This is a genomic window from Micromonospora sp. NPDC048868 (assembly GCF_043198195.1).
GTDB classification, from domain to species: domain Bacteria; phylum Actinomycetota; class Actinomycetes; order Mycobacteriales; family Micromonosporaceae; genus Micromonospora; species Micromonospora reichwaldensis.
The window spans coordinates 13,421-36,001 of the sequence record NZ_JBICUN010000032.1 but is presented as its reverse complement, the minus strand read 5'-3'; the positions used below and the strand labels follow the sequence as shown (position 1 = coordinate 36,001).

Here is a 22,581-nt window from a genome sequence, read left to right as displayed (position 1 = left end):
CGGTGGCGGACTGGCTGGCGGCGCTCGACCGCCGCGCCGAACTGCGCGCGAAGGCGGGGCTGACCCGCCGGCTGCGACCGCGGGCCGCCGGCGACGCCGTGGTCGACCTGGCCGGCAACGACTACCTCGGCCTGGCCACCCACCCCGAGGTCACCGCCGCGGCGGCGCGGGCGCTGTCGGCGTACGGGCTGGGGGCCACCGGGTCGCGGCTGGTGCGGGGCTCCACCGACGCCCACCACGCGCTCGAGGACGCCCTCGCCGACTGGCTCGGCGCCGAACGGGCACTCGTCTTCTCCTCCGGCTACCTGGCCAACCTCGGGGCGGTCCGGGCGCTGGTGCGGCCCCGTACGCTGCTCGTCTCCGACGCCCACAACCACGCCTCCCTGATCGACGGCTGCCGGATCTCGGGCGCGGAGACCGTGGTGACCCCGCACGCCGACGTCGCGGCGGTGGCCGCCGCGCTCGCCGCCGCGCCCGGCCGGCCGGCGGTGGTCGTCACCGAGTCGGTTTTCTCCGTCGACGGCGACCTCGCCCCGCTGGCCCGGCTGCACGCCGTCGCCCGGGAGCACGGCGCGCTGCTGCTGGTCGACGACGCGCACGCCCTCGGGGTGACCGGCCCGGCCGGCGCCGGGGGTGTCGCCGCCGCCGGCCTCGCCGGCCAGCCCGACGTGGTCGTCACCGCCACCCTCTCCAAGGCCCTCGGCGGCGCGGGCGGGGTGGTCGCCGGGCCGGCGGAGTTCGTCCGGCACGTGATCGAGACCGGCCGGACCTTCATCTTCGACACCGCGCTGCCCCCGGCCGTGGCCGCGGGCGTGCACGCCGCCGTCGGGCTGGCCCGCGCCGGCGACGACCTGCGCGCGGAACTGGCCGAGCGGGCCGCCCTGGTCGTCCGCCGGCTGGGCGCCGCCGGGCTGGCGGTCTCCGCCCCCGACGGCGCGGTCGTCTCGGTCACCGCCCCCGGCCCCGAGGCGGCGAGCGCCTGGGCGGCCGACTGCCGCGACCGGGGAGTCGCCGTCGGCTGTTTCCGGCCCCCGTCCACGCCGGACGGCCGGTCCCGGCTGCGGCTGACCATCGGCGCCGGCATCCCCCGGGCGGACTTCGAGCGGGCCCTGGAGACCATCGTGGAGGCAGCACCATGACCGGGCCGTGGCGCGGGCCGGTGCTGGTGACCGGCACCGACACCGACGTCGGCAAGACGGTGGTCACCGCGGCGATCGCGGCCGCCGCGCAGGCGGCCGGCCTGCGGGTCGCGGTGGTCAAGCCCGCCCAGACGGGTACGGCCGGCGGCGAGCCGGGCGACGTCGACGCGGTCAACCGGCTGGCCGCCCCGCTGACCGGCCGGACGCTGGCCAGCTTCCCCGACCCGCTCGCCCCGCTGGCGGCGGCCCGGGTCGCCCAGCTGGAGCCGCTGGAGCTGGACACCGTTGTCGACGCGGTCCGCGAGGAGGCCGACAAGCACGACCTGGTGCTCGTCGAGGGCGCGGGCGGCCTGCTCGTACCGATGGGGCTGTGGCCGGAGGGGAAGCCCTGGACGGTGGCGGACCTGGCGGTGGCGCTGGGCTGCCCGGCCGTGGTGGTGACGCGGGCCGGTCTGGGCACCCTGAACCACACCGCGTTGACGCTGGAGGCCCTGGAGCGTCGGGGGGTGCCGGCGGGCGTGGTGGTCGGCGCCTGGCCGGCGGCGCCGGAGCTGGTGCACTGGGCCAACCTGACCGACCTGGTGCCGAGGCTGATGGGCGCCCTGCCGGCCGGGACCGGGGCGATGGATCCGGGGGTCTTCCGCCGGTCCGCGTCCGGCTGGCTCACCCCGGCGCTCTACGGGGTGCTCGACGACTGGCGCGCGTGGGCCGAGGAGATCAGCTGAGCACCTGACTTTCGTCGGTGCCGGCGCAGGTCGGGCGTGGGTAGCCTGACCGCCGTGGGGAACTGGTGGTCCGTCCGGGTGGGCGGCGCGGTGCGGTCCCGGGAGGTCGTCCGGCGGCGGCTCGGCGACCTGCTCCTGTGGGCGACGACCGCTGCCCCGATCGCGTACGCGCTCGTCACCCCGCCGCACTCGGGGCCGGCCACCGCCCGGCTGGCCGGCGCGCTGCTGCTGCTCGCGGTGGCGGTCGCGGTGAGCCGGCGTTGGCCGGTGGTCGCCCTGGTCGGGGTGGTGCTCGGGTCGTTGCTGGACGGCAACTTCCTCTTCGCGATCCCGGTGTTCAGTTATCTGACCGGTCGCCGCAGCGCCACCGCCCGTACGGCCGCCGTCGCCTTCGCCGTGCTCGCGGCCGGCGGCACGGCGCTCAACCTGGGGCTGCTCGGCACCGGCGCGGCCACCTGGTTCCTGCTCGCCTCGGTGCTGCTCTTCGCCGGGGTGTTCCCGTGGCTCGTCGGGCGGTACCGGCGGCAGCAGGCCGCCCTGACCGAGGCCGGCCGCCGGCACGCCGAGGCGCGGGAGCGCGAGCGGCGGGGCACCGCGGAGCGGGTCCGACTGCGGGAACGGGCCCGCATCGCCCAGGAGATGCACGACTCGCTCGGGCACGACCTGAGCCTGATCGCCCTGCGCGCCGCCGCCCTGGAGGTGGCCGACGACCTGGCTCCCCGACACCGGGCTGCCGCCGCGGAGCTGCGGGCCAGCGTCGGCGTCGCCACCGAGCGGCTGCGCAGGATCATCGGGGTACTCCGGGAGCCGGACGGCGCGGCGACCACCCGGCCGGCCGACGAGAGCGTCACCGAGCTGGTCGACGGGGCCCGGGAGGCGGGCATGGCGGTGCGGCTGGACGGCGCGCAGGCCCTCGCGCAGCTGCCGCCGATGGCCGCGTACGCCGCGCACCGGGTGGTCCGCGAGGCGCTGACCAACGCCGCCCGGTACGCCCCCGGCGCGTCGGTCAGCGTCGTGCTGGCCGCCGACGGCGACCGGATCGACGTGGCCGTCGTCAACGACCCACCACCGGCGGGCCCACTGCCCGGCCCGCCGTCCACCGGTTCCGGCCTGCTCGCCCTCGCCGAGCGGGTCCGGCTCGCCGGCGGCGTCCTGACGACCGGTCACCAGGACGGTGGCGGCTTCGCCGTCCGTGCCCGCCTGCCGGCGGCGGCCCGGGCGGGCGGAGGCGACTCCGGCCCCGGCCCCGGCCCCGGCAGTGGCCGGTGGTCGGCGGGCGGCTGGCCGGCGGGCGGCTGGTCGGCGGGCGAGGCGGGCGAGGCGGACGGGCCGGGGCTTCCGGTCGCCCCGGGTGCGGGCGCCGACGCGTCGGACGGTGGGGCGCCGGGGGATCGGCCGGGCGAGGCCGAGCGGCGGCTGCGCGACGCCCGCCGGCGGGTCCGGCGCAGCCTGCTGACGGCGCTCGGCGCCCCGGCGGGCCTCGCGCTGGTCCTCTCCCTCGTCTACTACCCGGTCGCCACCGCCGGTACGGTCCTCGACGACCGGGCCTTCGCGCGGATGCCCGTGGGCGCGCAGCGCGCCGAGCTGACCGGGCTGCCCCGACGGCAGTCGGCCCCGCCCGCCGGGACGGCGCGTCCCGGCTGCGAGCACTACACCGACGGCAACTTCCCCCTGGCCCAGCCGACGTGGCGGCTCTGCTTCGTCGAGGGCCGGCTGGTCAGCAAGGAGCGGATCGACGGATGAACGCCGACACGGCCGGCCCGGTGCGGGTCGTCCTCGCCGACGACGAGGCGATGATCCGGGCGGGCGTCCGGGCGATCCTGGCCACCGATCCGGGCATCGAGGTGGTGGCCGAGGCCGGGGACGGCCGGGCCGCGGTGGAACTCGTCCGGGCGCACCGGCCCCGGGTGGCGCTGCTGGACATCCGGATGCCGAGGCTGGACGGGCTCACCGCCGCCGCCGAGATCCGCCGGCTCGTGCCGGAGACGGCGACGCTCATGCTGACCACGTTCGGCGAGGACGACCACGTCGCCCGGGCGCTCGGGCACGGGGCGAGCGGATTTCTGCTCAAGGCCGGCGACCCACGCGAGTTGATCGCCGGGGTGCACGCCGTCGCCGACGGCGGCGCGTACCTGTCACCGCAGGTGGCGCGTCGGGTCATCGAGCTGGGCGGTGACCGGCTGGCCCGCCGGCCGGTGGCCCGGGACCGGCTGGCGGGGCTGACCGAGCGGGAGCGGGAGGTGCTCGCGCTGGTCGGGGCGGGCCTGTCCAACGCCGAGATCGCCCGCCGGCTGCACCTGGTCGAGGGGACCGTGAAGAGCTACCTGACGAGCGTCTTCACCCGCCTCGAGGTGCGTAACCGGGTGCAGGCGGCGATCCTCGCGTACGAGGCGGGGCTGGTCGAGCCGACCGGCTGACCCGCCCCACCCCGCGCCCGGCTCACGCGTCGCGGCGGCGCAGCGCGGCGCGGCCCAGCAGCAGTGCCGCGCCGGCCCAGCCGGCGAGCAGGAGTAACCCGACCGGCGCCGGGTACGGGTCGGTGTCCCCGGCCAGGAAGTGCGCCCCGGCCACCCCCGGGAAGGCGTCGGCGATCCGGTTCAGCACGGCGATGTCCGGCTCCTGCAACGACAGCGGAACGATCATCAGCGTGGCGACGAGCACGGTCAAGGTGAGCACCGCGCTGCGCAGGGCCGCGCCGAGCCCGAGGGCCAGCACGCCGACCAGCGCCAGGTAGGTCGCCACCGCCAGGACGTCGCCGACGGTGCCGCCCGCCGGCGCGGCGCCCCAGCGGCCGAGCACCGGCCGTGCCACCAGCGCGCCGACCGCGCCGAGCAGCAGCCCGAGCGCGAACGTCACCGCCCCGGTCACCACGGCCTTGGCCAGCAGCACCCGGCCGTGAGACGGCGTGCACTGCAAGGTGGTACGGATCGTGCCGCTGGTGAACTCGCTGGTGATCACGAGCAGGCCCAGCGCCAGCACGGCGTACTGGGTCAGCTCGACCGAGCCGATCACGATGCTGCCGACGGTGACGATCCCGGCGTCGTCGGCCGGGTCGTCGTTGGTGTTCGCGTTGGCGGCGTAGATGGCAAGCTGACCGGCGGTGGCGGCCATCAGCAGCACCCCGGCCAGCAAGGACCACCAGGTGGAACGCACGGACCACAACTTGGTCCACTCGGCGGAGATCGTGTTCATCGTGCCTCGCTCACGGTCGGGGTGCCGGCGTACTCGACGCTGTCGGCGGTCAGTTCCATGAAGGCCTGTTCCAGGGAGGCCCCGTGCGGGCTGAGCTCGTGCAGCCGCACTCCCAGCTCGTACGCCACGTCGCCGATCCGCTCGACGGTGGCGCCCGTGACGGTCAGCTCGTCGGGGCCGGCCGGCTCGACGGCGGCCCCGGCGGCGGTGAGACGCCCGGCGAGGGCGGCGAGGCCGGCCGGCTGCGGGCTGCGTACGCGCACGGCCACCGCGCTGCCGGCGATGACCTCGTCGATCGGGGCGTCGGCGAGCAGGCGACCCCGGCCGATCACCACCAGCCGGTCGGCGGTGAGCTGCATCTCGGTCATCAGATGGCTGGAGACGAAGACCGTCCGGCCCTCGTCGGCCAGGGAGCGCATCAGCTGCCGGACCCAGCGCACCCCGTCCGGGTCGAGGCCGTTGACCGGCTCGTCGAACATCAGCACCGGCGGGTCGCCGAGCAGCGCCCCGGCGATGCCGAGCCGCTGGCCCATGCCGAGGGAGAGGGTGCGGCCGGGCTTGGCGGCGGCACGGGCGTCCAGCCCCACGGTGGCGAGCACCTCGTCCACCCGGCGGTCCGGTATCCCGTTGCTGCGGGCCATCGCGAGCAGGTGCGCCCGACCCGAGCGGGCGGGATGGACGGCCCGGGCGTCGAGCAGCGCGCCGACCTCGCGCAGCGGGCGCCGCAGCTCCCGGTACGCCCGCCCGCGCACGAGCGCCTGCCCGGCGGTGGGCCGGTCCAGCCCGAGGATCATCCGCATGGTGGTGGACTTGCCCGCGCCGTTCGGGCCGAGGAACCCGGTGACCCGCCCGGGCCCGATGTCGACGGTCAGGGCGTCGACGGCGGTCGTGCCCCCGAACCGCTTCGTCAACCCACGCAATGTGATCATGCGCCGACGCTAGGTCCGGAACCCCCGCCCCGGCCGCGCCCGAACGGCACCACCGTCCACTGACTTTCGTCGAGTCCCGCCACCACCTCTCCACACGGGCCGCCACCTCTCCCACAAGGCTGCCGCCTCTCCCATGCGGATCGCCGCCGTTCTCACACGGCTGCCGCCTCTCACGTGGGCTGCCGCCTCGCCGGCGCCGGCGGGACGCGTGCCCGCCGTCCTCCCACGCGGGCTGCCGCCGCTCTCACACGGCTGCCATCTCTCCCACACGGGTCGCCGCCGCTCTCACACGGCCGACACCTCTCCCGCACAGGCCGCCGCCGCGACGCGCTCACCGCCCGCCAACGCAGCCCCCGGTGCCGCCTCGCCGGTGGTGACCGGTGGTGATCAGGACGCCATGGACCTTAAAACCGCCGGCAAAGGTCCATGGCGTCCTGATCACCGAGCCGCGTGCCGCACACCGTGCCGGGTGCCGCACATCGAGCCGGGTGCCGCACATCGAGCGGGGGTGTGTCCGTTGGCGGTCCACCGGGGGCACTCCCGGAGAGCACCTCACCCCGGGCCGGTGCGGTACTGGCGTCGGCGGGCCGGTCAGCGGCGGCGGACGACGAACGCGTCGGGCATCCGGAAGGTCAGGTTGTCCGGGCACCACGGCGGGCGGAGCACGCTGACGCCGTCCAGCAGCGGGGCGGTCTCCGTGACCACCACGGCCGCCTCCATCCGGGCCAACTGGTCGCCGACGCAGCGGTGCGCGCCCGCCCCGAAGGCCAGGTGCCGGCGGGAGCCGCGCTGCCCGGGTCGGAACTCGTCCGGCGCGTCGACGGTGGCCGGGTCGCGGCCGGCGCGGGCCAGCCAGAGCACGATGCTGGTGCCCGCCGGCACCGCCGTCCCGCCCAGCGTGGTGTCCACCGCCGCCACCCGCCGCCAGGTGACGATCGGCGGCTCCAGCCGCAGCCCCTCCTCGACGACGTCGGCGACCGGGACGGTGCCGTCGCGCAGGCCGGCCAGCACGGCCGGCTCGCCGGTCAGCCGGTGCAGCAGCAGGGTGAGGAACTGCGAGGTGGTCTCCTGGCCGGCCACCAGCAGGAAGAACAGCGCGCCCACCACCACGTCGGGCGGGTGCCCGGCGGCCCGCAGCGACCCGGCCAGCCCGCCCCCGGTCGCGGCGAACTCCCGCAGCACCCGGTGGAAGCGGCCCACCTCGGCGGCGAGGGCCTGCTGCCGGTCGGCGTCCAGGGGCGCCCAGAACAGTTCCAGCGCGGCGCGGGCGAACGCCTTCACCGCGCCGACCGGCGCGTCCGGCAGCTCGACCAGCCGGGCCAGCACCAGCAGCGGCAGGTCGGCGGCGAGCCGGGCGTACAGGTCCACCGACCCGCCGGCGTCCAGGGTGGCGGCGATCCCGCCGACGCGCTCCCGGACCAGGTCGGTAAGCCAGGGCCGCTGCGCGGCGACCCGCGTCGGGTGCAGGGCGTCGGCGACGATCGCCCGGATCGCCGGGTGGCTGGCGCCACCGTTGTTCGCCAGGGTCGGCGGCAGCCGGAACCGGTGCCCGGCCAGCACCCGCAGCGCGGCCACCGGGATCGGGGTCACCGCGTCCAGCGCGTTGTCCGGCCGGTACGTCGCCGGATCGGTGAGCACCTCACGGACCAGGGCGTGCCGGGTCACGACCAGGTGCGCGACCCCCACGTGGTCGCGTACCCGGGCCACGTCCGGCCAGTGCGCGTCGGCGGTCTGCGCCCAGCTCCGGAACAGCACGCCGACACGCTAGCGGCCCGCCCCCGGCAGCCCCGCCCGCAACTGCCACACCGTGGTGCGCTTCACCCGTACGCTCTCCAGCGTCTCGGGCACCGGCACGTCGTAGACGGCCAGCTCGTCGAAGCGGTCGTGGGGCAGGAAGGCCCGGCCGGGGTCGCCGACCAGCACCTGGGCCCCGGCGCGGGCGGCCCGGAGCAGGAAGCGCAGCACCCGGTTGGCCATCGCCTGGCTGTAGAACACGTCCCCGGCGAGCACCACCTCGGCCCCACCGGCGTCGCCGTCGAGGACGTCGCCGAGTTCGGCGTCGACGCGTACCCCGTTGGCCTCGGCGTTGACCGCGACGGCGGCGACGGCCAGCTCGTCGATCTCCACGGCGCGCACGGCGGCGGCGCCGGCCCGCGCGGCGGCGATGGCGACCAGGCCGGAGCCCGCGGCGAGGTCCAGCACCCGGCGGCCGGCGACCAGTTCCGGGTGGTCGGTGACATACCGGGCCAGCGCCTGCCCGCCGGCCCAGGCGAAGGCCCAGAACGGCGGCGGCTGCGCGCTGCGGAACTCGCCCTCCGTCAGCTCCCACAGGCCGATGGCGTCGTCCGCCTGGTGCAGCCGCACCTCGGGAACGAAGGCGACCGGGGAGAGACTGGCGTGCAGGCGGACGAAGGCGGCGGAGAGGTCGGACACGCCGGCGATTGTCCCCCGCCACCCGGACCCGCCGACCGGCGCCACCCCGGATCGCCCCCGATCGGCGGCCGGTCGAGGGCCGCCCCGACCGGCCGCCGCAAGCCGGTCGCCGTCGCGCGGTCACCCCTCGGCCGGTCGCCGTCGCGCGGTCGTCGGGGCCGGGCGTGTCGCGGGGAGGGGGTGACCGGTTCACCACGGTCGGTGAAATTGGCCCCCGCGCTTGGCGACCGGTGCGAACACGCCCGTCTACCGGCCGGCCGGCGGCGCTGGCAGCGTTGCGGGTTGGCGGCGAGCGGCGGGAGGTGGGAAGTGGCGACCGTGTGGCGGTACGCGCTACGGGCCGGGGTGGTGCTCGGCTGCCTGACCGGGGCGGGTCTGCCCGCGCCCGCGCAGGCGGCCTTCGCCACCGAGTTGAGCGGCCTGCCGGACGAGTTCACCGCCGGGGGCCGGGTGGAGACCGTCTCCGCCGTGGTCTCCCGCGACGACGGCGGCTGCGTCAAGGTCCGCTGGTCGATGGTGCTGCGGGTGCGCGGGATGCGGCTCGACCAGGTCAGGGTGGACCGGGTCGAGGAGACCGGCTCGTTCCCGCTGGACATCCGCGCCGACGGGGACGTGGCCCGGCTGACCGACCGCCGGCTCGACCCGGGCACGCTCTGCCCCGGGCGGACGGTCACCGCCCGCTACCGGTTGGCCTTCGCCGGAGACGTCACCCGGGGGCGGATCACGCTGGCGGCGGAGGCGTACGACGCGAACCTGCGGCTGCTGTCCCGACAGACGGCGACGCGGTCAGTGGTCGGGTCGGCCGCGCGGACGGCCGCGCCCGAGGAGCCGGAGTCCCGCCCTGCCCCGGCGGACACGACCGGACCGGCTGGGGAGACCGGGCGAGCGGCGGAGCCGGGGGCGTCGCCCGCCACCGACGAGCCGGGGACTGACGAGCCGGTGACTGACGACTTGGCGACCGACGGGCCGGTGGCCGCCGGGGCATCGCCGGCGGCCGGCACGGGGCGGCCGGTGGCGGGGGCCGGTGGGTTCGGGATCGTGCAGGCCGCGTTCCTGCTCGGTGGGCTGCTGCTCTCGCTCGGCCTCGGCCTGCTGCTGCGGCTGCGTCACCTGACCCGGGCGGCCGGCGCGGACGACGACGTCGGGCCGGACCGGCGCTGGGAACGGCCCGTCGTGCCCGGACGGTGGCGGGCGGCGCGCCGCTGACCGAGGGCCACAGGTACGACTGTCCGGCGGAGGCACGGGGACGCGTGCCCGGCGGCGGTCCGCCCGGGTCGACGGCCGGAGGTGGTCCGTCGGGGCCGGCCGGCACGCCGACCGGCCCCGACGGGCGGTCACTTCGAGAACGCCTGGAACTCGGCGATGCGCACCTGCGTACGCGCCGGGCTGGCCGTCGCGCAGTCGGTGGTGGTCGCCGGGTCGTCGTCCTGCTCACCGGCGTACGCGGGGCCGCCGGTGCACTGGCTGGCGAGCACCTCCAACCGCAGGTGCGTGGCCAGCGTGGTCGGCACCGCGAACTCGCGCAGGTTGATGTCCGGCACGTACGCCCGGTACGCGCCGCCCGGGAACGCGTCGGGCGCGCTGGTGTGGATCCGCCGCCAGTTCGCCGGATCCGCGCAGTCGGTCGTCTTCGCGTTGCACGCCGACACCGCGAACGAGCGCAGCGCGCTGAGCGCGTTCTGGCCGCCCGCGTCGGCGTCGCCGGCGATCGCCGGGCGCAGCATGGCGCTGACGTTCACCCGCTTCACGACCTGCGGCGCGTCCCCGGGCAGCGCCACGGTCACCTGCCGCCCGGCGACCCCGTCCAGGGAGGCCCAGTTGGTGGCCTCGGTGTCGTCGGCGATGCGGTCCAGGTTGACGCCGTCCCCGGTGACCGTCGCGCCGGACGCCGTGGACGCCAGATTCCGGCTCATCCGCAGGTCGACGTACCCCTCCTTGCCGGGCTTGGCGACCACGGTCAGCCGCTGGTGGCCGAAGCCGGGCGCTACGGCGAGCAGCTGGTACGTGCCGGGCACCAGCTCGACGGTGTCCGGCAGGGCGGTGGCCGGGTCGGTGTCGGCCACGGGCACCGCCCGCGCCTCGTACGCCCCGACGTACACCCGGATCGGCGCGTCGGCGCTGTCGCCCTTCGGGCGCAGGGTGAGCACGGCGTTGTCGGCGCCCGGGGCGGCGAAGCTCGGCGTCGGGTCCGTGTCGGCGGCGCCGTTGGTGGCGGCGTCGCGGCCCATCCCGGAGCGGGCGAACTCCGCCCAGAGCAGGTCCTGGTTGGCGCCGCCGAAGCGCAGCAGGTCGGCGGTGAGCATGTTGTCCCGCATGTCGAGCATGCTCACCTGGCTGGCGGCCTGGAGCAGGAACGAGTCGAAGACCAGCTGCGACCAGCGCCGGTTGCCCGGGCACTGCTCCACCGCCACCGTGCCGCGCGCGCAGTCGAGCTGCCGCTGCGGGGTGCCGACGCCGTAGCGCTTCATCATCGCGGCGCGTACCCGGAAGTTGGTGGCGCTCCAGATCTCGCCGTCGGCGTGCACGGCGGGCCCGCCGGTGTTGTAGCCGACGTCGGAGTAGTTCAGCGGGCTGCGGCTGAAGTCGTGGTTGCGGATGCCGCTGACCAGGTTGCCGGTGACGTAGCCGCCGGTGACGTAGGGCGTCTCGCCGGGGGCGCGCAACCCGTGCTGGAACAGGTACTCGGCGGCGAGCAGGTCGCTCCACGACTCGCCCATCGAGCCGCCCTGGTGCCCGCTGATGCCGCTGTCCGGGCCGGCGATCATGCGGTTGGTGATGGCGTGGGTGTACTCGTGCCCGATCACCGTCATGTCGTAGTCGCCGTCCACGCAGGGCGGGTACGGCCCGCCGGCCTGCGGCTGCCACAGGTACATGTTGGTGGTCGGCGGCAGGCCGTCGCGTGGCGTGCCCTGGTTGGCGTTGTTCCGGTTGCCGCTCAGCGCACCCTGCTGGGCGCGGCCCTGCTCGGCGTCGCCGCCCAGGCCCTGCGGGGTCAGGTTGACCGCCTGGAGGTTCCAGGTGGCCTCGGTGAAGCCGAGGTGCCAGGCCCAGTCGTGCATCCGGTTGTGCATGGCGAACAGGTTGGCGATCGCGGCGTCGCCGTCGTTGCGCTGCGCCGAGGTGAACACCTCCGGGTTGCAGCGGGCCTGGTGCCACTGGTCGGTGAACGGGTACTCGTAGCGGCGCTCCGGGCTGGGCGTGGCCGGTACGGCCGGCGTGCCGCCGCCCCAGGACAGCACGGTGTTGGCGGAGTTGCCGCGGGCGGTGCCGGTCGGCGTGCCGGTGGCCGCGTCGACGTCCCAGGGCTGGCCGGTCGCCGGATCGCGGAAGGCCGCCTCGCAGCCCGGCGCCGGGTCGCCGCACCAGCGCACCCGGGGGTCCTGCCCGGGGCCGAGGTCGCGCGGCGGGGTGGCCGGGAAGACCGCCCAGCTCGGGTTGTCCGAGTCGAAGTCGACCAGGTCTTCGCGGACCAGCACCTGCCCGGTGATCCCGTCGACGTAGCTGGTGAACGCCGCCGGGTGGTCGGTGTCGGCGCCGATCAGGGTCACCTCGTAGGCGGCCCGGGGTCCGTCGAGCGGGGTGGGCACGGCGACGGCCCGGACGCTGTGGCTGCGTACCGCCTCGGCGGTCAGGCCGGCGTCGGCGCGCGCCGCAGCGTACGCCTGCTCGTCGGTGAGGGTGGCCGGCGCCGGCGCGTCGGTGTCCCGGGACAGCGAGGAGCTGACCGCGAGGACCTTGCCGCCGGCGACCGCGACGGTGACCAGGCCGTCGTGCCCGGCCGGCAGGTCGCCGAAGCGCTGCCGGAGGGTGACGACCGCGCCGGCGCCGACCGGGCGGACCAGCACCCGGTCCATCGCGTCGACCGCCGCGGCGTCCAGGCCGAAGAGGTCCTGGTGCCCGGTGAGGTACGCGCGGGCGGCCGCCTCCGGCTCGGCGGGCAGTCCGGTGGCGAGGGGCGCGCTGCCGGGGCCGAGCGCGTGCGGGGTGCCGAGCCGGTTCCAGCGGGCGTCCGGGTCGGCCCTGCGCGCCAGGCCCCGCTGCCGCGCGTCGGGGGCGGCGGTACCGGGGCGGTTGTCGACGTCGGCGTGCTGGTGCTGCCCCTCGGCGAACGGGCCGGAGCGCCGCTCGGCGGAGGCGCCGCCGGTGGGGGCGGCTGCGGTGGGTCCGGTGGGCAGCAGCGCGGCCGCCACCGCGGTCGCCGCCAGGACGGGGATGAGCCGGCGTCGACGCCGACTCATCCAGGGTGTCCACTCCGGTTGTGCCACGGGACCTCCTCGTGGGAGCGGGTGGCCGGCCCTCCGCCGGCTCGCGCAGCGCGGTAACGCATGCGCATCTGTGGATATCAGCCTGCCTGGGTGGGGACAAGGGTCGCGCCTACTCAAGGCGGCCCGGCGCGTCGCGGGAGCCCCTCGCGGTTGCCGGAGCGTCGCCCCCTCCCCGCGCTGGTTTCGACAAAAACAGTCCCTTGTACACGGACGTGACGGCTGTCACAGTCGAGGGAGGACCGCGACAGAGCGGAGGCCGGCCATGGCCCTCGACCCCACAGCGCCCGCCACCGCCGCCGGGTGGCGGGACACCCGCCGGCCCTGGTGGCCGCTGGCGCTGCTCGTCCCGACGCTGCCGTTCGTCGGCTGGGCGACCTGGCGGGCCACCGGCGACGCCTGGGCCTGGTGGCTCACCCCCGCCGCCGTGTTCGTCCTGATCCCGGTGGTCGACCTGCTGGTCGGCGAGGACCGGCGCAACCCACCCGACGAGGCGGTGTCCCGGCTGGCCGCCGACGGCTACTACCGCTGGCTGACCTACCTCTACCTGCCCGCCCAGTACGCCGGCCTGGTGCTCTGCTGCGCGGTCTGGGTCCGGGGCGACCTGACGGTGGCCGGGGCGGCCGGCCTGGTCGCCACGATGGGTGTGGTCGACGGCATCGCCATCAACACCGCCCACGAGCTGGGCCACAAGCGGGAGACGGTGGAGCGCTGGCTGTCCAAGGTGGCTCTCGCGCCGGCCGCGTACGGGCACTTCCACGTCGAGCACAACCGGGGCCACCACACCCGCGTCGCCACGCCGGAGGACCCGGCCAGCGCCCGGCTGGGGGAGAGCTTCTGGGCGTTCTGGCCGCGTACCGTCTCAGGCAGCCTGCGCTCGGCGTGGCGGCTGGAGGCCGCCCGGTTGCGCCTGCGGGGCCGCAGCCCGTGGACGTGGCGCAACGACGTGCTCAACGCGTTCGCGATGACCCTCGCGCTCTACGCGGCGCTGGCCGTCGCCCTCGGCCCGGGCGTACTGCCGTTCCTGGCGCTCCAGGCGGTGGTCGGGTTCTCCCTGCTCGAGGTGGTCAACTACCTGGAGCACTACGGGTTGGCGCGGCAGCGCACCCCCGCCGGGCGCTACGAGAAGGTCGACCCCCGGCACAGCTGGAACAGCGACCGCAGCGTGACCAACATCTTCCTCTTCCAGCTCCAGCGGCACAGCGACCACCACGCCAACCCGCTGCGCCGCTACCAGACGCTGCGCACCTTCGAGTCCTCCCCGCAGCTGCCCGCCGGCTACGCCACGATGGTGCTGGCCGCGCTGGTGCCGCCGGTGTGGCGCCGGCTGATGGACCACCGGGTGCTCGCCCACTACGGCGGGGACCTGACGCTGGCCAACGTCCACCCGCCGGCCCTGCGCCGACTGCGGGAGCGCCGTCGACGTGGCCCGGCGGCCGCCTGACGACCGGGTCCGCGTCCCGGCCCGCCGCGCGACTCCCGCCGCGTCCGGGCCGGTCCCTCACGGCGCCCAGTCGGGGTCGCGGCCGAAGGCGGCGACGAGGCGGTCCTGCTCGTCCGCCCGCGCCGGCACGTCGACCTCCGGCCGGACCAGTCGGCCCCGCTGGTAGTCGCCGATCCGCTGAGCGAACCACTGCGCGCACGCGGCGACCGCGTCGGCGTCCAGCCGGGGGTCCGCGCCGATCGCCACGGCGAGGTCCCAGCCGTGGATCAGGTGCTCCGCCGTCAGTTGGTGCAGGTACTCGTCGGCGGGGGTCTCGCCGGAGGAGAGCCCGACGGTGCGCTCCAGCGCCCCCGGGTGGGTGAAGGCCAGCTCGGCCTGCCCCGCCGCCTCCCGGGCCGCGCCGGCCGGGTCCGGGCCGAGCACGTCGCCGTCGTAGCGGTCGCCGACCTGCTCGATCGTCCGCCCCGCGAGCAGCGCGACGCTCCACCGGTCCTCGCCCACCACGTGGTTGACAAGCGTCCGGACGTCCCAGTCGGGGCACGGGGTCGGGTCCGACCACTGGTCGGGGCCGACCTGCGCCACCCGGTCGGTGAACTCGGCCAGGCTGCGGCGGTACGTCTCCAGCGGGTCCATGCCGACGATTGTTCCGGCTGCCTCGGGGGAGCCGAGCCGTTTTGCCGGCTTCGCGGGCGGACGGAGCGCCGGTCGCGCCGGCCGGGCCCGGCTCAGTCCAGCTGCGCCGGGTCGAGCCCCAGCTCGCGGGCGGTGAGCAGGCGCACCCACTCGGCGAACTGCCGGCGGGAGATCACCCGGTCGTGCACCGCGAGCTGCACCGCCAGCCCGTCCATCACCGCGCTGATCCGCCACGCCGCCCCGGACGGGTCGGCGCACTCGAAGGTGCCGTCGCGGACCCCGTCCGAGATGACCGTGGCCAGGTCCTCGCGCCAGCGCAGGTCGAGCCGGCGGGAGAGCTTCTCCAACTCCGGGGTACGCAGCGACTCCGCCCAGCCGTCGATCCACATGGCCCAGGAGGTCGCCCGGCCCGCCGGCGTGTAGAGCCGGACGATCCGGCGGAGCTTGGTCAGGGGCGGGGCGCTGGAGCGCATCACCGCGTCCAGGCGGGCCAGATCCTGCTCCACCGCGTACGCGAACGCCTGCGCGAGCAGTCGGTCCTTCGTGGCGAAGTGGTAGAAGACCAGCGCCTGGCTCACCCCGGCGGCCTGTGCCACGTCGGCCGTGCGGGTGTTGGCCAGACCGCGTTCCACGATCACGTCACAGGCCGTGCGCAGCAGGGCATCCAGGCGGATCTCCGCCGCACGTCTCGTCACGCGGTTACCGTAGCCCATCCAGTCGAACACGGGCAGTTACGGATCACGGTCCGTTCTGCCCGCCGGAGTCGGAATCCGGACAGTTTCCGGGGAAGATCCCAGCCGCAGGCCGTCCGCAGCTGCGGACGGCGGGACAAGTCCGGCCCATCCTCCTAGGAAGCCTAGGCGGTGGGCGGGACGTCATCCTTCCGCCGCAGGTGTCGTGGCAGGCCGGTCCCACCAGACTCGCCGGGAGCCACCCCGATTTGGCAACCGCTCGCCCGCTCGGCTAAAGTTCTCACCCGTCACCGGTTAACGCCGGAGACGTGCGGACGTAGCGCAGCTGGTAGCGCATCACCTTGCCAAGGTGAGGGTCGCGGGTTCGAATCCCGTCGTCCGCTCGGAGCTGCCGCCACGCATGACGGGGGCAACCTCGGTGGGGTGGCCGAGAGGCGAGGCAACGGCCTGCAAAGCCGTGTACGCGGGTTCAAATCCCGTCCCCACCTCGGTAACAAGCGAGGGCGATTGGCGCAGTGGGAGCGCGCTTCCTTGACACGGAAGAGGTCACTGGTTCAAACCCAGTATCGCCCACCAACACGAAGGCCCGGCACCGAATGGTGCCGGGCCTTCGTCGTTTCCCACCTGTGCCGAGTTGTCGTGACTGCGACCAACGCCGACGGCCACGGCGGGGTGGGCCCGCAGCCGCCGGCGGCGGACCGGCGGGCCAGTTCGCCGAGGACGGGCGGTGTCTCGTGGCCCTGGCTTGAGACGGCCGGGCGATGCCTCGTGAGTGTGCCTGTCGGGGTGAGTCGTCTACGACATCATCGCCCGGGCGATCACGGCGGCGAGCAGGTTCGGTGTGCACCACCTGCGACATCACCACCGGCGCTGGCAGGCGACTGCTTCGGTCCGGAGGCAGGGGCGGCTCGCGGAGGTAACCCGTCGCGGTTGAGTCGTCTGTGACATCAGCTCGACAGCGTCGTTACGGCAGCATGCATCGGCGCTCGCCGTGCCCGCCGCCCGCCGCGTCCGCCGCCCGCCGCGTCCGCCGCCCGCCGTTCGTCTGTCGGGCGCCGGGGCTGGCCGTACGGCTGGCGGACGCGATGTGCCGGCCACCCTGCTCCGGGTGACCGGCACGTCGGCGGTGCGTTGCGCGACCGTTCAGCTCCGGCGGCCGCGTGGATGAGCGTCAGAGCGGCGGGGCGACGTCCCGGCGCTCCTCGACCCGCCGGTACTCGACCGGCTCGGTCGTGCTGACCACCTGGCGGCGACGTCCCCAGATGAGCGTGGTCATGATGAGGCCGAGCACGCCGGCGGCCATCAGGATCCACCCGACGACGTCGAGGTTGATGCCGCCGAGGCTCGCGTCGAGCGCGAAGGTGAGGATCGCGCCGAGCGCGATCAGGAAGATGCTGGTGCCGATACCCACGACAGCCTCCTTGGTCAGGGGATGTGGTGTGCTGTCGATGGCCCCAGTACCCCGTGGTTTACCAGCGCAATCATCGCCCGGTCCGGCCGTCGGCGGGGCGGCGTGCCAGGCGATCTTGCCGTCGGGTAGAGTTTCCCCCGTCGCCGACGAACACCGGCGGCACGCGGACGTAGCGCAGCTGGTAGCGCATCACCTTGCCAAGGTGAGGGTCGCGGGTTCGAATCCCGTCGTCCGCTCGCGATCCGCCCCTCGTGATCCGGCCTGCCGGGTCGGGCGGTCACCCCCGGGCGATTGGCGCAGTGGGAGCGCGCTTCCTTGACACGGAAGAGGTCACTGGTTCAAACCCAGTATCGCCCACCAGATGTCTCCGTGGAACGGTGATCAGGCGTCGCCCTTGCGAGTGCCTCCCTCGACTGCGTCGCGCAGTTCCTTCACCACCTGCTCCGGTTCGGCGAGACAGCGCCAGGCCGGTACCCGCCTGACCTCCGCGGCCGCGGCGACGATGTCGAGCCTGCTCAGGATCCGCCGTAGCGGCCTCCCGTCCGGGTCACCCTCGGGATCGTCGACCAGCACCGCCAGGCTCTTGTCGCGAAGGCTGAGCGTGAGGTCGACCGGATAGCCCGGCAGTGGCGTGCCCCACCGCACTGTCAGCCCGGCGTCGCGTAGGCCGGCGATCAGTTGGTCGACCGGTCGCGCGTCGACGCCGGCGTCCGTGGCCGTCGGCGCGGGCGGGCTGGCGAGATCGGCCAGCAGTCCGCGTTGCCCGGACCACCACGAACGGTCACCCACGACGATCAGCTGGGACCTGGCGCGGGTGATCGCCACGTTCCACAGGTTCGTCTGCTCGACGAGCCAGCTACGGGTGCGCTCGCTGATGCCGTGCGCGCCGACGGGCGAGACGACCATGATGTCCTTCTCGCTGCCCTGAAACTTGTGGATGGTCGCGCACCGCAGGTCGTCGGCGAGGCCGGCGTCCTGGAGCGCGCGGTCGAGGATCCGCTGCTGCTCGGCCAGCGGCGTCACCACGCCGATCGTGACGCCCGGGTACTCCTTGCGCAGCCGCTGGACCTCGCCCACCACGGCGTGAACCTCGTCGGCGTTGCGGCCGGAACCTGTGGCGCCTCGGGTGAAGCGGCCGGACACGTCCACCCAGCGGGTGGCGGACTCAGCCGGTGCGGCCAGCCGGGCCGGGTCGGTGAGAACCGTCAGCCGGTTCTGGTAGACGACCCGGTTCGGGGCGTCGATGATCCCCGGGTGGCAGCGGTAGTGCTCGTCGAGCAGGATGGTGCTTCCCGCCGCGGTCGCGAACGCCTCGTACGCCGAGTGGTTCCGGTGGGTGAGCCGCCGGCTGGTCAGCCACTCGTGTCCGAGCCCGGCGCGGGCCTGCTCGCCCCGGTCGTCGGTGTCGGAGAGCTCGACGACCGGTGTGAGCTGCCGCGGGTCGCCGATGATCAGGGCGCGTTTCGCCCGGTAGAGCATCGGCAGGATGGCAGCGACGGTGCACTGCGCGGCTTCGTCGATGATCACCAGGTCGAACAGCCCCGCCCTGGGCAGCAGCCGGCGGGCTGACATCGCGGTGACGGCCCAGCCCGGTAGCGCGGCGAGAAGCTCGCTCATGTAGGCCCAGCTTCGTGCTTCCGGCTTGGCCATCTCGTCGGCGCGGTTGCGGAGCAGGGTCGTGTTGCCGACCACCCGGGCGGCGATCTGGGCACGCAGCAGTTGGTCGCTGTGCTCGGGTCTGGTGTCGTGTTGCAGCGTCCGTAGCCGCTTCCAGACTTCTTCGGCGGTGCCCGGCCGGGACTGGAGTCGGTGGCGTCGCTCGCGCCAGCACTGCTCGATGACCGCCTGTTCACCGAGGGCGGTGATCGCATCCCGGTCGAACACACCTCGCGACCGCAGTCGCCTGCGATACCACCACCCGAACCATCGGCTTGTCAGTGCCCGGTCGGTGAGGTCGACCAGCTTGGCCAGGACGGCGTCGTCGGTGTCGGCGAGTGAGCGGTCCCGTTCGAAGGCGAGGTCGGCGAGATCCCGTTCAAGGTGGCGACGCTCGTCGAGATCCTCGCGTAACCGGTTGATCTCCTGCGCCACGAGTCGTAACTCGTTGGCCGGCCCGCCGGCCTCCGGCACCGGCGGGGGCCATGCCTGCATCACCTCGGCGAGGTACTGCGGCTCCTGCTGCCGGTACTCCTTGTTCCCGGTACGCAACACCAGGCCCGGGCCGACCATGCCGGTGACCCGCTCGACGACCTCATCGACAGCCCGGTTGTTGGTCGAGCCGATCAGCACGCTCTGCCCGGCGGCCGTGGCGGTCGCCAGCAATGCGGTCACCAGTTGGCTCTTGCCGGTGCCGGGCGGCCCCTGCGCGACAGTCAGGGGTCGGCTCATCGCCGCCCGGATGACGTCCTCCTGAGTCTCGTTGACCGAACTCAACGCCACCGTCAGGACGTCGGCATCCTGCTCATCCGTCCCGGCCACGACACCGCTCGCCAACGTGCCGAGTGCGGTCGATGCGATCTTCCCCGCGTTCTTGACGATGTCCTGCAGGTCCTCGATGAGCTGTCGCTCAGGGGACTCCGTGCTGCCTGCGGCGAACAGCATTCCGGCGTTCTGCACCCGGTTGACGGGCCCGCGGTTGACCATCCCGACCAGATTCTCCGGGTCGAGGGCGGACACCGGCTTGAGCCCGAACGTGTTCGCCACCAGATCGGCCACCTCGGCGAGGGACTTGTGCTCGCCGGGGACGAGTCGTTCGGCCACTGCCTGCCGCAGTTCGTCCGCCTCGACCGCAGCCAGCTGGAAATGGTCGATCAGGGCTGGACTGGGCTGTGGCGGCGCCGGGTGCGCCAACCCGTCGTCCCCCACGGTCAGGTCCGAGACGAGCAGGGGCGCCAGTCGTACCTGCTGGGTGCCCTTCTGCTGCAGTGCCACGATCGCGTAGCCGTACTGCAGGGAGCGGCCACCAGCCTCGGCCAGCCCGGCCAGCCGCTGGCCGCGCTCCTTCAGTGCGACCGGCTCGGTGGCCGAGAGCATGATCTCCCGGCCCGCGGGCGCAGCGAGGTACGAGTCCTTGTTCGCCGGGTTCACGAAGAACTGCAGGACGGCGGAGCGCTGCAGGCAGGCGACGTGGTAGTTGAGCAGACGACGCCACCGCTCGGCGTCGAAGGGTGCGTCCTCGGGCTCGTCGCTCCGTACGCCCGGGCTCCGCTGTGGCCGTTCGTCCGACCCCGCGACCAGCGGGATCGGGTCGGTGACACCTTCGCTCGACTCGACCGGTTTCTCCGCCCGGCGACGTGACATCTCAGTCATCGCGTACCGGGAGAGGTCGCTCGCGGTGATCCAGCCGTCCTCCGCGGTTGCCCGGGCCGCACCGCGGAGACCGCTGAGCAGCACCTCGGTGAAGACCGACGGCCGGTCCGGGCCCTGCGCCTTCGACGCCTTCAGATGGCTGCTCGACTGGAGCATGAACGTGCCACGCTCGCGCTTGAGACGCCGGGGCTCCCGCCGTACGCCGGCGCTGAACCGGTGCCGGGCGGTGAACGAGCCCGAGAAGCAGCAGTCCAGCAGGACCACCTTCTGGCTGGCCTTCGTGTGGTTGAGCATGTGCCGCAGGACGCCCTCGACATCGAACGCCGTGGTGTGCAGGAGAGTCGTATCGGTGTCGATGGTGCCGAAGAAGAGGGATTGCCGGTCGTCGTGCTGGATGCCGTGGCCGGAGTAGTAGAAGAGCGCGAGATCACCGGTGCGCCGGGCGCCGTAGAACTCCTCGACGACCTGCTTCATGCGCGCCGCGGGCAGGTCGACGTGGGCGTCGACGCTGTCGAAGTCGCCGTCGCTGTCCAGCACGGTCCGCACCTGTTCGACGTCCTGCCGGACGCCGGGCAGCGCGGTGAGCTTCGAGGCGGCGTGGTAGGTCGCCGTGCCGAGCACCAGGGCATGCCGACCCATCAGCGGGAATGCGCGATCGCGTCACGGACGAGGTCGATCAGCTGGGCGGTCTCCGCCTTGGTCGCCTGGTCGATTGTCAGCTCGACGGCACCGATCTTCAGGTGTGCCCGGCGACCCTGGTTGCGGTGGAGGAAGCCCACCACCAGGTCCACGAGTGCCTGCGCGTAGCCGGGGTCGGCGCCGGCGACCGCAGCCACGGTGGCCAGCACCAGCTCGCCGACGCCCTTGCTGTCAGGACCGGTGGGCGCCTCGAGCCGCCGCACCTCGCCGATGTCGCCCAGGTCCTCCACGAGCTCGTCAGTCAGCTGGTCGAGGACGAAATCGTCGTCCTCCGGCAGCGGCGTGAAACTGACCTCAACGACGACCTCGGACACCCGTGCCTCCCCCAGACCCAACCGAAAGCACCCGGAACGCTACGGAATGACGGCGCGGCGAGGGGGGACGTGTCGGGTTCCCGACGGGGCGCCGAGGGCGGTCCTGCCCTGTCGGGGGCGAGCCGGACGCGCGCGCTGTCAAACACCTCTTCCCGCACCGCCGGAAGCATCCGCAGTCCACTTCGGATCAGGGGCCGTCCGGCCGGCGTTCTGCCATGGGCAGATCCGCTGACCGTGAACACGGGACCGGAGCGCCGCCGGGAGCGGGCACAGTGGAGCGCATGAGGCTGCTGGTGCTGGGCGGAACGGGATTCGTGGGCGGCGCGACGGTCGCCGAGGGCGTACGGCGGGGTTGGACGGTGACCGTGTTCAACCGGGGGCTGCACGGCGCGACGCCGGAGGGCGTACACCGGTTGCGGGGTGACCGGACCGCGCCCGGCGGCCTGGCGGCGCTCGCGGACGGCGAGTGGGACCTGGTGGTCGACACCTGGGACGGTGCGCCCCGCGCGGCGCGCGACGCCGCCCGCGCGCTGGTCGACCGGGTCGGCCGGTACGTCTACGTCTCCAGCGGCTCCGTCTACGCGCGGCCCGTCGCATCCGGGGTGGGCGAGGACGCTCCGGTGGTGGACGCGGAGCCGGACGCCGACGAGGGCGGCTACCCGGTCAACAAGGCCGGCGCCGAGCGGGCCGTGCGGGAGACGTTCGGCGAGCGGGCGCTGATCGCCCGGGCCGGGCTGATCCTCGGGCCGGGGGAGGACATCGGCCGGCTGCCCTGGTGGCTGACGCGCATCGCGACGGGCGGGGACGTGCTGGCGCCGGGCCAGTTCGACCTGCCGGTGCAGTACATCGACGTGCGGGACCTGGCGGGCTGGATGCTGGACCTGGGCGCGGCGGGCCCGGGCGGGACGTTCAACGCGGTGAGCCGCCCCGGACACGCGACGATGGGGGAGCTGCTCGACGCCTGCGTCGCGGCCACCGGCGCCCACGCCCGGCTGCGCTGGACCGACCCGGGGCCGATCCTGGCCGCCGGCGTGGAGCCGTGGAACGACCTGCCGATCTGGGTTCCGGCCGGGCACGAGTACCGCTGGTTGCAGGAGCGCGGCGTCGAGCGCGCGTACGCGGCCGGGCTGACCTGCCGCCCGGTGGCCGAGACGGTCGCCGACACCTGGGCGTGGCTGCGGGAGGTGGGCTCCGTCCCGCCCCGCGCGGGCCGCCCGCAGCGCGCCCCCGTCGGGCTCGACCCCGACCGGGAGGCGGCGCTGCTCTCCGCGGCGGACTGCTGAAGCGGCCTCGACACGGGAGGAAAGCCCGGTCCTCCAACGCCCGTCGCCCATCCGACGCAACCACTGCCAGCTCGTTACCGAACGCATATGTTCGAACACCATGAGTCGTTGGGTGC

Annotated in this window: 17 protein-coding genes and 5 tRNA genes; 12 read left to right on the top strand and 10 right to left on the bottom strand. The window is 74.7% G+C overall.

What is annotated here, in order from left to right:
• Window positions 1–2: 2 nt before the first annotated feature.
• From ACGFNF_RS29825 to ACGFNF_RS29810, 4 genes are read left to right on the top strand one after another with little or no spacing between them, the layout of a single operon-like run.
• Window positions 3–1,139 (top strand): 8-amino-7-oxononanoate synthase, encoded by a 1,137-nt coding sequence (locus ACGFNF_RS29825; protein WP_393172230.1) that lies wholly within the window; start codon window positions 3–5, stop codon window positions 1,137–1,139.
• Window positions 1,136–1,864, top strand: a complete 729-nt coding sequence (gene bioD, locus ACGFNF_RS29820; protein WP_393172228.1) for a dethiobiotin synthase — start codon at window positions 1,136–1,138, stop codon at window positions 1,862–1,864. Before ACGFNF_RS29825 ends, bioD begins: the two co-directional genes overlap by 4 nt.
• Before the next feature lie 54 nt (window positions 1,865–1,918).
• Entirely contained in the window at window positions 1,919–3,607 is a 1,689-nt protein-coding gene (locus tag ACGFNF_RS29815) for a sensor histidine kinase (RefSeq protein WP_393172226.1), read from the top strand.
• Complete coding sequence (locus tag ACGFNF_RS29810) at window positions 3,604–4,281, top strand: response regulator transcription factor (RefSeq protein ID WP_357580454.1); 678 nt, start codon at window positions 3,604–3,606, stop codon at window positions 4,279–4,281. Before ACGFNF_RS29815 ends, ACGFNF_RS29810 begins: the two co-directional genes overlap by 4 nt.
• Before the next feature lie 22 nt (window positions 4,282–4,303).
• On the opposite strand, the gene ACGFNF_RS29805 is transcribed toward ACGFNF_RS29810, so the two are convergent.
• The 4 genes from ACGFNF_RS29805 to ACGFNF_RS29790 form a co-directional block, all read right to left on the bottom strand.
• A complete protein-coding gene (locus ACGFNF_RS29805; protein ID WP_393172224.1) occupies window positions 4,304–5,056 on the bottom strand; it encodes an ABC transporter permease in 753 nt (250 codons plus the stop codon).
• Complete coding sequence (locus ACGFNF_RS29800) at window positions 5,053–5,985, bottom strand: ATP-binding cassette domain-containing protein (RefSeq protein ID WP_357580452.1); 933 nt, start codon at window positions 5,983–5,985, stop codon at window positions 5,053–5,055. Before ACGFNF_RS29800 ends, ACGFNF_RS29805 begins: the two co-directional genes overlap by 4 nt.
• Before the next feature lie 591 nt (window positions 5,986–6,576).
• Window positions 6,577–7,740: a cytochrome P450 gene (locus tag ACGFNF_RS29795; RefSeq protein ID WP_393172222.1), complete on the bottom strand. Its 1,164-nt coding sequence runs from the start codon at window positions 7,738–7,740 to the stop codon at window positions 6,577–6,579.
• A 9-nt stretch (window positions 7,741–7,749) separates the two neighbouring features.
• On the bottom strand, window positions 7,750–8,418 hold the full coding sequence (locus ACGFNF_RS29790; RefSeq protein ID WP_357580450.1) for a 50S ribosomal protein L11 methyltransferase: 669 nt from the start codon (window positions 8,416–8,418) through the stop codon (window positions 7,750–7,752).
• Window positions 8,419–8,727: 309 nt separating this feature from the next.
• Here ACGFNF_RS29790 and ACGFNF_RS29785 point away from each other — a divergent pair, with 309 nt between their 5' ends.
• Window positions 8,728–9,624: a hypothetical protein gene (locus tag ACGFNF_RS29785; protein ID WP_393172219.1), complete on the top strand. Its 897-nt coding sequence runs from the start codon at window positions 8,728–8,730 to the stop codon at window positions 9,622–9,624.
• 128 nt (window positions 9,625–9,752) lie between these two features.
• Here ACGFNF_RS29785 and ACGFNF_RS29780 read toward each other — a convergent pair whose 3' ends face one another.
• Window positions 9,753–12,656, bottom strand: coding sequence for a M36 family metallopeptidase (locus ACGFNF_RS29780; RefSeq protein WP_393172217.1), 2,904 nt, complete (start codon window positions 12,654–12,656; stop codon window positions 9,753–9,755).
• 289 nt (window positions 12,657–12,945) lie between these two features.
• Between ACGFNF_RS29780 and ACGFNF_RS29775 the strand changes: the two genes are divergently transcribed.
• Window positions 12,946–14,124, top strand: coding sequence for an alkane 1-monooxygenase (locus ACGFNF_RS29775; RefSeq protein WP_393172215.1), 1,179 nt, complete (start codon window positions 12,946–12,948; stop codon window positions 14,122–14,124).
• A gap of 57 nt (window positions 14,125–14,181) precedes the next feature.
• Here ACGFNF_RS29775 and ACGFNF_RS29770 read toward each other — a convergent pair whose 3' ends face one another.
• Window positions 14,182–14,757, bottom strand: a complete 576-nt coding sequence (locus tag ACGFNF_RS29770) for a TIGR03086 family metal-binding protein (RefSeq protein WP_393172213.1) — start codon at window positions 14,755–14,757, stop codon at window positions 14,182–14,184.
• 92 nt (window positions 14,758–14,849) lie between these two features.
• Entirely contained in the window at window positions 14,850–15,452 is a 603-nt protein-coding gene (locus ACGFNF_RS29765; protein WP_132233198.1) for a TetR/AcrR family transcriptional regulator, read from the bottom strand.
• A gap of 307 nt (window positions 15,453–15,759) precedes the next feature.
• On the opposite strand from ACGFNF_RS29765, the gene ACGFNF_RS29760 reads away from it, so the two are divergent.
• The 3 genes from ACGFNF_RS29760 to ACGFNF_RS29750 all read left to right on the top strand — a co-directional run bounded on the left by ACGFNF_RS29760 (window position 15,760) and on the right by ACGFNF_RS29750 (window position 16,025).
• Window positions 15,760–15,832 (top strand) — tRNA-Gly (locus ACGFNF_RS29760).
• A gap of 34 nt (window positions 15,833–15,866) precedes the next feature.
• Window positions 15,867–15,937 (top strand) — tRNA-Cys (locus ACGFNF_RS29755).
• Between the two features lie 13 nt (window positions 15,938–15,950).
• Window positions 15,951–16,025: transfer RNA gene (locus tag ACGFNF_RS29750), tRNA-Val, on the top strand.
• A gap of 595 nt (window positions 16,026–16,620) precedes the next feature.
• Here ACGFNF_RS29750 and ACGFNF_RS29745 read toward each other — a convergent pair.
• Window positions 16,621–16,860: a DUF6458 family protein gene (locus tag ACGFNF_RS29745; RefSeq protein ID WP_091620076.1), complete on the bottom strand. Its 240-nt coding sequence runs from the start codon at window positions 16,858–16,860 to the stop codon at window positions 16,621–16,623.
• Window positions 16,861–17,023: 163 nt separating this feature from the next.
• Between ACGFNF_RS29745 and ACGFNF_RS29740 the strand changes: the two genes are divergently transcribed.
• Window positions 17,024–17,096 (top strand) — tRNA-Gly (locus ACGFNF_RS29740).
• A 49-nt stretch (window positions 17,097–17,145) separates the two neighbouring features.
• A tRNA-Val gene (locus ACGFNF_RS29735) sits at window positions 17,146–17,220 on the top strand.
• Window positions 17,221–17,241: 21 nt separating this feature from the next.
• Here the strand turns inward: ACGFNF_RS29735 and ACGFNF_RS29730 are convergent.
• Window positions 17,242–20,808 (bottom strand): AAA domain-containing protein, encoded by a 3,567-nt coding sequence (locus ACGFNF_RS29730; protein WP_393172211.1) that lies wholly within the window; start codon window positions 20,806–20,808, stop codon window positions 17,242–17,244.
• Window positions 20,808–21,182 (bottom strand): hypothetical protein, encoded by a 375-nt coding sequence (locus ACGFNF_RS29725; protein WP_357580502.1) that lies wholly within the window; start codon window positions 21,180–21,182, stop codon window positions 20,808–20,810. The genes ACGFNF_RS29730 and ACGFNF_RS29725 overlap by 1 nt, the downstream gene beginning before the upstream one ends.
• 281 nt (window positions 21,183–21,463) lie before the next feature.
• Between ACGFNF_RS29725 and ACGFNF_RS29720 the strand changes: the two genes are divergently transcribed.
• A complete protein-coding gene (locus ACGFNF_RS29720; protein ID WP_393172209.1) occupies window positions 21,464–22,465 on the top strand; it encodes an NAD-dependent epimerase/dehydratase family protein in 1,002 nt (333 codons plus the stop codon).
• Window positions 22,466–22,581 lie beyond the last annotated feature (116 nt).

Excerpts from the sequence above, each read along its gene's own strand:
- bioD (WP_393172228.1), top strand. The coding sequence starts at position 1,136 with ATGACCGGGCCGTGGCGCGGGCCGGTGCTGGTGACCGGCACCGACACC.
- ACGFNF_RS29810 (WP_357580454.1), top strand. The coding sequence starts at position 3,604 with ATGAACGCCGACACGGCCGGCCCGGTGCGGGTCGTCCTCGCCGACGAC.
- ACGFNF_RS29805 (WP_393172224.1), bottom strand. The coding sequence starts at position 5,056 with ATGAACACGATCTCCGCCGAGTGGACCAAGTTGTGGTCCGTGCGTTCC.
- ACGFNF_RS29800 (WP_357580452.1), bottom strand. The coding sequence starts at position 5,985 with ATGATCACATTGCGTGGGTTGACGAAGCGGTTCGGGGGCACGACCGCC.
- ACGFNF_RS29780 (WP_393172217.1), bottom strand. The coding sequence starts at position 12,656 with ATGAGTCGGCGTCGACGCCGGCTCATCCCCGTCCTGGCGGCGACCGCG.
- ACGFNF_RS29775 (WP_393172215.1), top strand. The coding sequence starts at position 12,946 with ATGGCCCTCGACCCCACAGCGCCCGCCACCGCCGCCGGGTGGCGGGAC.
- ACGFNF_RS29770 (WP_393172213.1), bottom strand. The coding sequence starts at position 14,757 with ATGGACCCGCTGGAGACGTACCGCCGCAGCCTGGCCGAGTTCACCGAC.
- ACGFNF_RS29730 (WP_393172211.1), bottom strand. The coding sequence starts at position 20,808 with ATGGGTCGGCATGCCCTGGTGCTCGGCACGGCGACCTACCACGCCGCC.
- ACGFNF_RS29720 (WP_393172209.1), top strand. The coding sequence starts at position 21,464 with ATGAGGCTGCTGGTGCTGGGCGGAACGGGATTCGTGGGCGGCGCGACG.